Below are 12,854 nucleotides of genomic sequence, written 5' to 3'. Positions count from 1 at the left end.
TGGTCAGTTCTTGGCCACATTCCGGACAACTCATCTTCAATAGTTCGCATATCTCCGAGTGTGTGGGCAAGACGCTGGAAAGCAGTTAGCGACAATTCCATCAATGGGCACTTGAACTAGCGAGATGGATTGGTTTCCGCGCATTCCAGTCAGGAGGTCACGACCGACCTCAAGCCTCCCGGCTTGAATGCAGACCTGCGCCCCTCCATTTAATTCTCATACAACAGCGCCATGGCGAACGCGCGCATCCGCGTGATCGGTTCGCCGGCGGTAGCGACGACGGGCGCCGCTGTTGGAGGATCAGATGATGGGTCTCATAGATAAAAATATTACGGCCGCCGATGACGGCGCGCTGATAGACGCATATTCCCAATCCATAGCAAGCGCGGTCGACATGGTCGGTCCGGCGGTCAGCCGCATCCAGCGTGTGGGCGGCAAGGGAGGGCATGGCTCCGGCTTTGACATCTCACCGGATGGGCTGATCGTCACCAACAATCATGTGGTCGACGATGCGAAGCTCGTCCGCATCACCACGCCGGACGGTTCGGTTACGGAAGGACGCGTTCTTGGACGCGACGTCGACACCGACATCGCGCTCATTCGTGCGAATTCCGGCGTCAGTGCCTGGGCACGGCTGGGCGATTCCAAGCGTCTGCGCCGGGGGCATATTGCGATTGCCATCGGCAATCCGTTCGGTTTCGAATGGACGGTAACCGCAGGCATCGTGTCGGCGCTCGGCCGCTCGATGCGTTCGGCGAGCGGCCGGCTGATGGATGACGTTATCCAGACCGATGCCGCGCTCAATCCCGGCAATTCCGGCGGGCCGCTGGTGTCCTCCGCTGGTGAGGTCATCGGGGTCAACACGGCCGTCATCCAGGGCGCGCAGAGCATCGCCTTCGCGGTCGCCTCCAACACGGCGAATGTCGTGGTGTCGGAGATCCTCCGTTACGGCCATGTCCGGCGGGCCTTCATTGGCATCGCCGGCGATACAATCGAGCTGCCGCGCAGGATCGCCCTTGAGGCGGGCACCAGGCAGGCGACGTCCGTGCGGGTCAGACGAGTCGAATCCGGCGGCCCGGCCGAGCGTGCCGGCTTGAAAGACGGTGACTATATTCTGGCGATCGACGGCACCCCGGTCGGCGGCGTCGATGACATCGTCCGATTGATGAATGGCGACAGGATCGGTGAGGATACCGAGCTACTTGTCTTTTCGGTCGCAGGCCGGCTTGAGACACGAAGGCTAGTGCCGGTTGCCCGATCGTGAATTAAGCGAAAGCGGAGGCGCCGGCGGAAGTTTCCACCGGCGCCTCCGCGACGGACGAGATCGTTCTATGTGTCAGATGAGGGCGAGGAATTGCCATCCCGCGAACGAGGCATCCCGATGACGAGCGTTCGGGCGATCACCCCATCAACGATGACACGCAATGTCTTCACCAGGAATGCCTTCATCCTGCAGATCCTTTCTCAAGAGGTTGTCTCGGTTTTGGCTCGGACGTAGTGCCGCCAGCCGCCGAAATCGGTGATCTCAAGCGCATCCGCGGCGGCGTGCGCCTCGCAGAGGAAACCCGACACCGCCGTGCCGTCATCCAGCGAAACCTTGCCAATGCCGAGTGGCGCGGGGATTTTCTGGACGAAGCGGCCGAAGGCCTCGGGTGATAATGCCCAGACTTCGACCTCCACGCCCCCGCCGGAAAAGCCCGGCTCGCGCAGCAACCCCGGCTTGGGCGGGACAGTTCCCGGCAGCGCGAAGAGGCGGTAGTCACCCGCCGTCCGGCAGGTCTTCAACTGGTATCCGCCGGAAGAAGTGAGTTCATGGTTGAGCGGCATGCCGCTCAGATGCGCTCCGACGACGACGATCGGCACCGAGCCGTCATCGGCCTGAGGCACGCGGCTCGCCTCGGGGATAACGGCCATGCGGTCCTTGCCCATCCCGGTGTTCAAGCTCCGGTGCATGGCGTCGGCGAAGGGAGCGAGAGCATCGTCGGTAAAGGCCGGACCGATCAGCGTCACGCCGGCCGGCAGGTGACCGTTCGCGTCGAAGCCGGCCGGAATGGCGATTGCCGCGCAGTCGAGCAGATTGACGAAGTTGGTGTACCGGCCGAAATGGCCGTTCTTCGTGATCGGATCGGCGATCATCTCCTCGACCGTATAGGTGGTCGGCGAGGTCGGCAGCATCAGGATATCAGCCTTCTCCCACTCTTCCCTGGTCTTCTGACGCAGTGCTTCGAGCTTGTATCGGCCTTCGAAGGCGTCGACCGCATCATAGGCTCTGGCACCCTCGATGATGGTTTGCACGTTCGGATCGAAATCAGCGGCATTGCTGGTAAGAAAATCCTTCACCGCCGCCAGCCGTTCGGCGACCCAGGGGCCGTTGTAGAGCAATTCGGCTGCCTGCCGGAACGGCGCATAGTCGAAGGGAACGATGGTGGCGCCGAGGGAGCGCGCCCTTTCGATCGCGGCATCATAGAGGGCTTCGACGTGCTCGTTGCCGAAGAACTCTCGCTCGGCCCCGTCGAGCACGCCGACCCGGAGGCCCGAGGCGGGCAGGCTGGCGGGAGCCGCCTTGCGCGAGAAGGGATCGGCGACGTCATAGCCCTCCATCACTTTGCGGATCGCAACGCCGTCGCCGACGGTCGCTGCAAAAATGGTGATGACATCGACACTGCGGCAGGCGGGCACGACGCCGACATTCGGCACCAGCCCAGGCGTCGGCTTGATGCCGACGAGATTGTTGAAGGCCGCCGGCACGCGGCCGGAACCGGCTGTGTCGGTGCCAAGCGCGAAGCTTGCCAGGCCTGAGGCTGTGGCAACGGCCGAACCGGAGCTGGAGCCGCCCGATACATAATCCTTGTCGAAGACCGAGCGCGGCGCGCCATGCGGCGAGCGCGTGCCGTTGAGGCCGGTGGCGAACTGATCGAGATTGGTCTTGCCGATCACCAGCGCCCCGGCAGCCCTTAGGCGTGCCACCACCGTTGCATCCTTGTCGGGGCGATAGGCAAAAGCCGGGCAGGCGGCCGTGGTCGGTAGGCCGGCCACATCGATATTGTCCTTGATCGCGAAGGGGATGCCCCAGAGTGGCAGGCTGTTCGGATCGGGTGCTCGGCTTATCAGCGCCTTGGCAGCGGCGCGCAGTTCGTCGTCCGGCGTCGGTGTGATGAAGATCGCGGGGTCGTCGGAAGCCTTGCGGCGGATGATCACCTCCTCAACGAGATCGAGAGGCGACAAGCCGGATGCATAGGCGGATTGGAGCGAAGCGAGATCGAGAATGGCAGGGAGCATCAGATTTCCTCCAGCACGACGAGGACATCGCCGGCTTTGACGTTGCGGCCGGGGCCTGCGCGCAGATCGCGGACGCGGCCGGCGGCATGGGCGGTCACATTGATTTCCATCTTCATGGACTCGATGATGGCAAGCGTCTCGCCGGCGGCGACCGTCTGGCCTTCCTCGATGAGGATCTTCCAGACGTTGCCGGGCACGGCGCTTTCGACGCCGAAGCAGCCTTCGGGAATATCGCCTCCAAGCCCGGGGCCAGTACCCTCGTCGACGACGAAACTGTCGAGGCCGAGATCCTTCCAGCGCTGGCGTTCGGCTTCGAAAGCCGATTGCTGGCGGGTCTTGAAGGCACCGATGGCTTCCGCGTTGGCGGCAAGATCCGCCTCATAGGCCGCATAGGAGAATTCGCTCTCCTCGATGCGAATCGGATAGCCGCCATGCGGGAAGCCGGCACGCGCTTCGGTCAGTTCCTCGTGGCTGACGGGGAAGAAGCGGATCTGGTCGAAGAAATCAAGCAGCCAGGGCTTTTGCTTGGAAAAGACCGGCGTCTGGCGCCAGGTATTCCACACCTGGATCGTCCGGCCGAAGAGCTGATAGCCGCCGGGACCTTCCATGCCATAGATGCACATATAGGCGCCGCCGATGCCAACGGCGTTTTCCGGCGTCCATGTCCGGGCCGGATTGTACTTCGTCGTCACCAGCCGATGCCGGGGATCCATCGGTGTGGCGACCGGCGCGCCGAGATAGACGTCGCCGAGCCCGAGAACGAGATAGCTGGCGTCAAAGACGACGTCGCGCACCGCCTGTTCGTCGGCCAGCCCGTTGATGCGGCGGATGAACTCGATATTCGACGGGCACCAGGGCGCATTGGGGCGAACGAGCTCCTGATATTTGCGCATCGCAAGCTCGGCATCGGGATCGTTCCAGGAAAGCGGCAGATGCACGATCCGGCTCGGGACCTTCACCGCCTGTGCCGGCGGAAGCGTAGCCTCGATCTCGGCGAGCAGGCCGAGAAGGCGCATGCGGGTGAGGCTGGTTCCGTCATAGTGGATCTGCAGCGACCGTATGCCGGGGGTGAGATCGACAAGTCCCGGAAGCTTCGCCTCCTTGACCGCCTGCATCAGGAGATGCACGCGCAGGCGAAGCGCAATGTCGAGCTGCATCGGGCCGTATTCGACCAGCAGATTGTCGTCGCCCTGGCGGCGATAGACCACGGGGACCGGCCCCGCCTCGCTGTGCCCAATGATCGCGGCACCGGCGTCAACGCCGATGCGCTTGACCACCGGCCCGGCGATCGGGTCCTCGGTGCGTTTCACCGCATGGAAGCGGATCGTGTCACCCGGTTTGAACTGGCCCATCTTCCATTGTTCGTCGCGAGCAATCACCGCCGGGCAGACGAAGCCGCCGAGGCTCGGGCCGTCGGGACCGAGAATGATTGGCATGTCGCCGGTAAAGTCGATTGCGCCGACCGCATAGGCATTGTCGTGCAGGTTGGAGGGATGAAGCCCCGCCTCGCCGCCATCCGTGCGTGCCCATTTCGGCGCGGGGCCGATCAGGCGCACGCCGGTGCGGGCGCTGTTGAAATGAACCTCGTACTCGGTCGCAAACAGCGTTTCGATGTCTTCCTCCAGGAAGAAATCGGGAGCGCCGTGCGGACCGTAGAGCACGCCGACATCCCAACTGCGGGAGAGCTGGGCTGGTTCATTAGTCGGCTTGGGTGCCGGTTGCGGAGCGCGGGCAAGCCGCAGCACATGGCCGGCGCGAAGCGTTCCCGTCGCGTGGCCGCCGAATTGCCCGAGACCGAAGGTTGCGCGCGAGCCAAGCACCTCCGGGGCCGCAAACCCGCCCGCGACGGCGAGATAGGCGCGCTGGCCGGCACCGGCGATCGCTCCGATCGCAAGCGTCTGGCCCGCCTTGACGAGGATTGCGGTGTCGTGCGGAGCCGGTACGCCATCGAGGGTCATCGGCATGTTCGCGCCGGCAAGGGCGACCGTCACATCCGAGAAGAATTTCAGCATCGGACCGGAGACGGTGAGCTCGAGCGCTGCCGTCTCGTCGGCATTTCCGGCCAGCCGGTTGGCATGGCGGAAGGATCGTTCGTCCATCGGCCCGCTTGGCGGTACCCCGACATGCCAGAGACCCAGCCGTCCCGGCAGTTCCTGCAGGCTCGATTGGGCGCCTGGCGTGATGACCTCGACGACATCGGGCACAAAGACGAAATCCTTGAGCGCCGTCGTCGCCACATTGCCGCTCGCGAGCAGATCGGAAGCGGCGATGGCCTTGAGATAATCGAGATTGGTTTCGATGCCGGAAATGGCGCTGCCTTCAAGCGCCTTGCCGAGCGCCTTGATCGCTGCCGACCGATCCTCGGCCTTGACGATCACCTTGGCGAGCATGGGGTCATAGTAAGGGCTGACCTCCGTACCTGTCTCGATCCAGCCATCGACACGCGCGTTTTTCGGAAAGATGACCTCGGTCAGCAGCCCCGCGCTCGGCCTGAACCCGGCATGCGGCATCTCGGCATAGATGCGCGCCTCAATCGCTGCGCCCTTGGGAACGAGATTTTCTTTGCCGGTGAGTACATCCTCCCCAGCGGCCTGGCGGATCATCCACTCGACGAGATCGATGCCGAAGACGGCTTCAGTGACCGGATGCTCCACCTGCAGACGCGTGTTGACCTCAAGGAAGTAGAATTCCTCGCGTGCCGGATCATAGATGAATTCGACTGTCCCTGCCGATCGGTAGTGGGCGGAGGTGCCGAGCGCGACGGCGGCGGCGTGCAGGCTGGCCCGAACTGCGTCGGACAATCCCGGCGCGGGGGTCTCCTCGATCACCTTCTGGTTCCGGCGCTGCAGCGAGCAGTCGCGTTCCCCAAGCGCGATCACCCGACCATTGCCGTCGCCGAAGATCTGCACTTCGACATGGCGAGCCTTGGCGACGAAGCGCTCGAGATAGACGCGCGCATCACCGAAGCTTGCGCGCGCGGTGCGCTGCACGCTGTCGAAAACCGCCTTCAGGCTTTCGGGGTCGTCGCAGAGCTGCATGCCGATGCCGCCGCCGCCGGCCGTCGATTTCAGCATCAGCGGATAGCCGATGTCGGTGGCGGCCATGAGCGCGTCGTCGCTCGTCTCCAGCAGTCCGCTGCCGGGAAGGAGCGGCACGCCGCTTTCGCGCGCCAGTTCACGGGCCGTGTGCTTCAGCCCGAAAGCGGCAATGTTGTCGGGTGTCGGGCCGATGAAGGCAATGCCCTCTTTCGCCAGCCGCTCGGCAAATCCGATATTCTCCGAAAGGAAGCCGTAGCCCGGATGCACGGCCTCGGCACCGGTCGCCTTGCAGGCGACGATGACGGCGTCGACATCGAGATAGCTTTCGGAGGCCGGCGCTGGGCCAAGCCTGACCGCCTCGTCCGCTATCAGCGCCGCCTTGGAAAAGCGGTCGGCATCGGAATAGACAGCGACGGAGGCGATACCCATGCGCTGCAATGTCTTGATGATCCGGACGGCGATTTCACCCCGGTTTGCGATCAGAACCTTCTTGAACATGTCAGGCCTCGCTATCCCAGACCAGCACCCGGACCGGTGTCGGATCAAAACCGTTGCAGGGATTGTTGATCTGCGGGCAATTGGAGATGACAAGCAGTACGTCCATCTCGGCTTTCAGCTCGACATAGTCGCCCGGCGCGGAGATCCCGTCGACGATCGTCATCTCGCCGCTCGGCTCGATCGGCACATTCATGAAGAAGTTGATGTTGGGCACGACATCGCGCTTGCCCATGCCGTGCTTGGAGACCTCGAGAACGAAATTGTCTCGGCAGGCGTGCAGATATTTGGTGCCGTGGCCGAAGCGCACCGTATTGCTTTCGCAGGAGCAGGCGCCGGCCGAGGTGTCGTGCCGGCCGCAACTGTCGGCGGTCATGGTCAGCATCACCCGGCCCTCGTTCGAGATGACCTTCGTGCCGGTGGAGATATAGGCTGCGCCCTGTTCGCGCATCGTATCCTGGTTAGAATAGCGCTCGGAGACATCCGTGGCGTTATAGAACAATGTGTCGATCGCCTGCTGGCCGTATGTGTCCTCGATGCGGACCGTCTGGCCTTTGCGGATCACCGTCGAGAACGGCGCCTCGGCCGGGATGTAATGGTCCTGTGCGGTGTTTTCGAGCGTGCGGCCCGGAGCTGTCTGGATGAAATCACTCATGGTCTTGCTCCCCCTCACATCGTCGCCAGCGCGTTGTTTTCAAAACCACGCACTGCCTCGGCAGTCGCGGTCCGGCAAAGGTCATCGGCAGGTGGTTCTACCGCCGTGACGCGCGTGATGGTCACCGGGTTCGGCCGATAGGTGGGGTCCGGATCAAGCGGGTGCGGGCAGTTGGAAAAGCCGACGATCATATCCATCTCGGCGCGCAGTTCGACATAGTCGTGCCCATGCAGCAGCTCCGGCTTCCACAGGAACGCGCCGTCCTGACCGACACGGACCGGGGCAAAGAGCGCCAATACCGACGGAATATCCCGCTTGTCGAGCCCGGCCTTGGTGGCAAGCAGGATCAGGTTGTCGCGGGTGTTGCGCTTTCCCTCACCGTACTTTGCTGCGTTTGACGCGAAGGTGGAGCCGCCCATCAGCCCGTCATGGGCGCCGGAGCTATCTTCCGTCACCGAGAACATCACTCGGCCCATATCGGAGAAGATCACCCGGCCTTTGCCGAGCGCGGTTGTCCATTGCATCTTCACCGTATCGGGCAGGTTCAGCCGCTCGCTGGTGTCGTCCGCACTCCAGGCGACGAGGGAAACCGTCGAGAAGCCATGGTCGAGGCTGACGCGGAATGCCTCATTCTTCCTGATATGGGTCGACCAGTACCAGCCACCCGGAACGACTTCGCGGTGGATGATCGTGTTGGGCGCGATCTCGGGCGCCGACAACGGGCTTGCCTCGGGCAGTGCCTTGGGCGCGAAGTCGAGCCCCTTTCTTTGATGCTCTTCGTAGCGCGCGCGGTTGGCGGCTATGTCTTCCGGCGAACGTCTGACATGTGTCATGGCTGGGTTTCTCCCGACGAAGCCAGGTCGTCCCGGCGATGCCCCAGGGAAACAACCGGGCCGTCCCGGTCGGGGCTGAAGATCGACGGCTCGCCGGCAAGGCGCGGCGGCCAGATGGAAATATCCTTGGTGATAGTCGCGCCGTAGCGTTCCTTCTCTTCTGGACGGTCGCGGCGGCGTTCGAAGGCGATGACCCGGCTCGCAAGCGTGAAGGCCTCGCGCATGTCATGGGTGACCATGACGACGGTCATCTGCGTCTCGTTCCAGAGCCGTTTCATCAGCGTATGGATCTCGGCGCGGATACCCGGGTCGAGCGCGCCGAATGGCTCGTCGAGCAGCAGCACCTTCGGTTTCATGATCAGCGCCTGGGCAAGCGCCAGGCGCTGTTGCATGCCGCCGGAAAGCTGCGCCGGATATTTGTCCTCTGCGCCGGCAAGGCCGACTTCGCCGATCAGTTGCCGCGCCTCGGCGATAGCGTTCCGCCGCGCCGCGCCGAAGAGCTTGGCCTTGTGGCGTGCGCCGGAGAATTCCTTGCCGAGCAGCACATTGCCGAGCACGGTCAGATGCGGAAACACGGAGTAGCGCTGGAAGACGACGCCGCGATCAGGACCAGGCTCGGCCGGCAGAAGCTCGCCGTCGAGCAGGATCTGGCCTCTGGTCGGCTGCTCCTGGCCGAGCAGCATACGCAGGAATGTCGACTTACCGCAGCCGGAAGGGCCGACGAGGGCGACGAAGGCGCGCGAGGCGACGGTCAGCGAGATATCCTCGAGCACGATCTGGTCGCCATACTCCTTCCAGACATTTTCGATCCTGAGTTCGCTCATGCCCGCTTCTCCAGTTCCGACCAGGGAAAGACAGCGATGCGGATGCGGTCGAGAATGTAGTTCGTCAGCACGGCAAGCAGCGTGATCCAGACGACATAGGGAAAGATGATGTCCATCGAGAGATAGCGGCGGACAAGGAAGATGCGGTAGCCGAGACCGGAATCCGACGAGATCGCCTCGGCCGCGATCAGGAACAACCAGGCGGGGCCGAGCTGCAGCCTGAGGCAGGTGATCAGTCGCGGCAGGATCTGCGGCAGCACGACACGCAGAGCAATCTGCCAGGAGGAGCCGCCAAGCGTTTCGGCCTTGACGATCTGCTCGCGGGGCAATTCCAGCGCTTTCAGTGCCAGGTCGCGGATCATCGTCGGCGCGACGCCGATCACGATAAGAGCGATCTTCGAGGTCTCGCCGAGGCCCATGACGATGAAGAGGATCGGCAGCAGCGCTAAGGGCGGCACCATCGAGATGACGGCGACGAAGGGAGCGAGCAGCGCCCTGAGATAGGGCAGCATGCCGATGAGCATGCCGATCAAAAGCGCCGTCAGCGTGGAGATGCCGAGGCCGGCGAAAAGCCGGATCAGGCTTGCCCAGGTGTCCGACCAAAGCAGGTACTCGCCAGTGCGCTGATCGGCGGTGAAGGCCATGCGGTCGATCGCCTGGACGAAGCCGGAGAGATTTGGCAGCAGCTTGTCATTGGCGTTTTCCGCTAGCCGCGCTGTCGATCCGAAGACATAGGCGACGACGATCAGGGCGAAGGGCAGCATCATCAGGGCAAATTGCGCGCCCCGGCTCGGCTTGGTGTTGATCCAGCGCATGAGGAAAGCTCCGCTGATGAAGGGATGACGCGGCGCGGTTTTCCCGCGCCGCCGGTCGAACTTCGCTCAGAGCGCGCCGTCAGCGGCCGCCTTCATGTAGGTCTCGGTAAAGCGCAGCTTGACGTTGCCGTTGTCGCCGAGGACCTTGCCATCCGGCATCTCGATGCCGATGACATCAGCCGACGCCGCGCCGCTGCCGAGCAGACCCTTCTGGAACAGGAAGTTACGCACCAGATCCATCGTCTTCGGAAGGCTCGGCGACGCGGTGAAGGCGACGGCGTCAGTGGGTTTGTCGAAGAGCTTAGTCGCGGCGATCTGCGCTTCGAAGCCCTTGAGGTCGGTGCCGGAGGCCGATCCCATCGTCTCGCGGGCGGCTTTGCCGTCCGCCGTATCTGCCTTCATCAGCGCTGCCGTCTCATACCAGATGCCGGCCAGCGCCTTGCCGAAGTTCGGATTATCCTTGAGCACCGTGGTATTGGCGACCATCAGGTCGATGATTTCGCCGGGCACTTGCGAGCTGTCGAACACCTTCTTGGCGGTGGGCTCTTCAAGAATGGTGGAGACCAGTGGATTCCAGGTGACGACGGCGGAGACGTCGGGCGTCTTGTAGGCGGCAACCATGTCTGCGTCGGAGGTGTTAACGACCTTCACGTCACGCTCGCTGAGCTTGATGCTGTCGAGTGCGCGGGCGAGCAGGTAATGCGAGACGGAATATTCGACCAGATTGACGTTCTGGCCCTTGATATCGGCAAGGCTCGCCTTGTCCTTGAGGATGACGGCGTCGTTGCCGTTCGAAAAGTCGCCGACGATGACGGCGGTCGTGTCGACGCCGCCGGCGGCCGGAATGGAAAGGCCATCCATGTTGGTGAGCGTCACGGCATCGAAGGCGCCGGCCGTATACTGGTTCATCGATTCGACGTAGTCGTTGAACTGGGTGACGTCGATCTTGATGCCGTATTTGTCGGCCCATTTCTTGACGATGCCGTGATCGGCGGCATAGCCCCAGGGCATCCAGCCGACATAGATCGACCAGGCAACCTTGAACTCGGTCTTCTGCGCGGCATCGGCAGAGGTGCCAAAGCCCAGCATCAGCGAGGCGGTCAGGGCGGTGATGGAAAGAAGCTTCGAAAAAGTCTGCATTGAAATTCCCCTTTTTGCTTTTTGTCAAAAAGGGATCGGCAAAGACCATCGCGCCGCCAATCCCTTGGCTTACGAGGTCTCCCGGGCTTTTGTCCCGCCGTGCATCCGGTGGGATTTCTCCCCCAACCGGCGGCAGCTCTCGGACCAGCACGCTTTTCAAAGCGCCGGAACCCTAGCCACCAACTCAGCTTCTACAGAAGCAAAGGGTGTGCCAATTTATAAGCTATTGATTTTTATGAGGGTGATCCGCTGCCGGAACGCTCATTGCCCACGCTCGATCATTGTTGCTCAATATTTGAGCGGCGATCGGATCTTTCGCAGGCATGAATGCGACTGCTAAAGATCCGGTGGCGCTAGAGGCAGGCCGTTCAAAGCGCCTTTTGGCGTTTTGCCTCGCGGAAGGAAACGAGCCGGTTGGTTTTCTCGTCCCAAAGGACGAGTTTGACGCAGCGCAGGCTCTCCATAAGGGTGATGCGGCTGACATTGCCCAACTCGGGATGGTCGCGCAGCACTTCGGGAAGGCGGTAATAGGGCACCCGGCTCGACAGATGATGCACATGATGGATGCCGATATTGCCGGTAAGCCATCTCAGCACCAGCGGTAGGTCGTAATGGGATGCGCCGTGCATGGCGGCATGTTGAAACTGCCACTCCGGCGGCTTCGACCAATGCGTTTCCTCGAATTGGTGCTGGATATAGAAGAGCCAGACACCGGCGGCGCCCGCCAGCAAGACGATCGGGAGATGGACGAGCAAAAACGGAACGATGCCGACCGCCCAGATCAGCAGCGCTGCAATGACGGCGACGGCGAGATTGGTGGCCATGGTCGATATCCACGGAACGGGGCCCGAGCGCATCATGCCGAAGGGTAGCCGCTGCTTCAACAGGAAGACCCAGACGGGTCCGATGCCGAACATCACCAGCGGATGTCTGTAAAGCCTGTAGCCTAGCCGTCCCCACCAGGACTGCGCATTGTATTCGGCAACCGTGAGGGTGGTGATATCGCCGACGCCGCGCTCATCGAGATTGCCGGCGGTGGCGTGATGCTGCGCATGCGCCCGGCGCCAGTAGTCATAGGGTGTCAGGGTCAGCACTCCGATCGCGCGTCCGGTCCAGTCGTCGATGCGGCGGCGTGCGAAAAAAGAGCCATGACCGCAATCGTGCTGGATCGCGAACAGCCGCAACAGAAATGCGGCGGCGGGGATCACCAGGATCAGGCCGTACCAGAGACCATAATGAACGGCCGCCCATGCGCCGGCCCAGAGGATCGCGAACGGAACGGCGGTCACCGCAAGTTCGAAGGTACTGCGCCCGGCATGTGGATTGCGATACTTCGAAAGAACCTTGAGCCAAGCCTTGTCGCCAGCGTCGCTGGGGTGCTCAAAGGTGGACGTGGCGTTCATTGTGGTTGGTCTACCTTCTGTGCGGGCGAGGCGAGCGCTGCGGCGCTGCGGAAATAATGTTCTGCTTGCTGATAATAGGTTTCGGCTTCGATGCAATCTCCCGCCAGGGCCTTTTCGCGAGCAAGCGCGATATAGTGATCGTAGCGGGACGGCAATCGAAAGTGCCTCGATGCAATTGGTATCGTGTTTTTCATGTGGTCCGTAAGCGACCATCGAACTCGGCTGCATTCATTTTTGGGATTACAAGATGAAGAGCGGCATCGAAAATTCGGTGGCGATTAAAATGCGATATCACCCTTTGTGCTTCTCTTGGAGCACGGACAGCCAACTCAATCATTCGAGATGAGAAATCGATATCGCTGCAATGTGGCT

The 12,854-nt window shown here is 62.4% G+C and carries 11 protein-coding genes and 1 riboswitch; of the genes, 1 reads left to right on the top strand and 10 read right to left on the bottom strand.

What is annotated here, in order from left to right; all coding sequences use genetic code 11:
* Window positions 1-307 precede the first annotated feature (307 nt).
* Entirely contained in the window at window positions 308-1,264 is a 957-nt protein-coding gene (locus tag RRH01S_RS07015; protein WP_042471132.1) for a S1C family serine protease, read from the top strand.
* 200 nt (window positions 1,265-1,464) lie between these two features.
* On the opposite strand, the gene atzF is transcribed toward RRH01S_RS07015, so the two are convergent.
* From atzF to RRH01S_RS34665, 10 genes are all read right to left on the bottom strand, one after another.
* Complete coding sequence (atzF, locus tag RRH01S_RS07010; RefSeq protein WP_042470593.1) at window positions 1,465-3,279, bottom strand: allophanate hydrolase; 1,815 nt, start codon at window positions 3,277-3,279, stop codon at window positions 1,465-1,467.
* Window positions 3,279-6,815 carry an urea carboxylase gene (gene uca, locus RRH01S_RS07005; protein ID WP_042470590.1) on the bottom strand — a complete coding sequence of 1,179 codons (3,537 nt, stop codon included), beginning with the start codon at window positions 6,813-6,815 and terminating at the stop codon, window positions 3,279-3,281. Before uca ends, atzF begins: the two co-directional genes overlap by 1 nt.
* Before the next feature lies 1 nt (window position 6,816).
* Window positions 6,817-7,467 carry an urea amidolyase associated protein UAAP2 gene (locus tag RRH01S_RS07000; protein ID WP_015918183.1) on the bottom strand — a complete coding sequence of 217 codons (651 nt, stop codon included), beginning with the start codon at window positions 7,465-7,467 and terminating at the stop codon, window positions 6,817-6,819.
* Between the two features lie 14 nt (window positions 7,468-7,481).
* On the bottom strand, window positions 7,482-8,300 hold the full coding sequence (locus RRH01S_RS06995) for an urea amidolyase associated protein UAAP1 (protein WP_042470586.1): 819 nt from the start codon (window positions 8,298-8,300) through the stop codon (window positions 7,482-7,484).
* Complete coding sequence (locus RRH01S_RS06990) at window positions 8,297-9,124, bottom strand: ABC transporter ATP-binding protein (protein ID WP_034515776.1); 828 nt, start codon at window positions 9,122-9,124, stop codon at window positions 8,297-8,299. The genes RRH01S_RS06995 and RRH01S_RS06990 overlap by 4 nt, the downstream gene beginning before the upstream one ends.
* A complete protein-coding gene (locus tag RRH01S_RS06985) occupies window positions 9,121-9,939 on the bottom strand; it encodes an ABC transporter permease (protein WP_042470580.1) in 819 nt (272 codons plus the stop codon). Before RRH01S_RS06985 ends, RRH01S_RS06990 begins: the two co-directional genes overlap by 4 nt.
* A 66-nt stretch (window positions 9,940-10,005) precedes the next feature.
* Window positions 10,006-11,079 (bottom strand): putative urea ABC transporter substrate-binding protein, encoded by a 1,074-nt coding sequence (locus tag RRH01S_RS06980; protein WP_007688698.1) that lies wholly within the window; start codon window positions 11,077-11,079, stop codon window positions 10,006-10,008.
* Between the two features lie 76 nt (window positions 11,080-11,155).
* Window positions 11,156-11,266: riboswitch (guanidine-I (ykkC/yxkD leader) on the bottom strand.
* A gap of 181 nt (window positions 11,267-11,447) precedes the next feature.
* Window positions 11,448-12,482, bottom strand: coding sequence for a fatty acid desaturase (locus RRH01S_RS06975; RefSeq protein WP_007688691.1), 1,035 nt, complete (start codon window positions 12,480-12,482; stop codon window positions 11,448-11,450).
* Window positions 12,479-12,637 carry a DUF4167 domain-containing protein gene (locus RRH01S_RS33385; protein ID WP_161600002.1) on the bottom strand — a complete coding sequence of 53 codons (159 nt, stop codon included), beginning with the start codon at window positions 12,635-12,637 and terminating at the stop codon, window positions 12,479-12,481. The genes RRH01S_RS06975 and RRH01S_RS33385 overlap by 4 nt, the downstream gene beginning before the upstream one ends.
* Before the next feature lie 35 nt (window positions 12,638-12,672).
* Window positions 12,673-12,854, bottom strand: a 182-nt coding sequence (locus RRH01S_RS34665) for a hypothetical protein (protein ID WP_210165232.1), incomplete at its 5' end; no start/stop codon positions are given.

Origin of the sequence: Rhizobium rhizogenes NBRC 13257, from assembly GCF_000696095.1 — a bacterium.
Classification (GTDB): Bacteria; Pseudomonadota; Alphaproteobacteria; order Rhizobiales; family Rhizobiaceae; genus Rhizobium; species Rhizobium rhizogenes.
The sequence above is the reverse complement of the archived record's forward strand: the minus strand, read 5'-3'. Positions and strand labels throughout refer to the sequence as shown.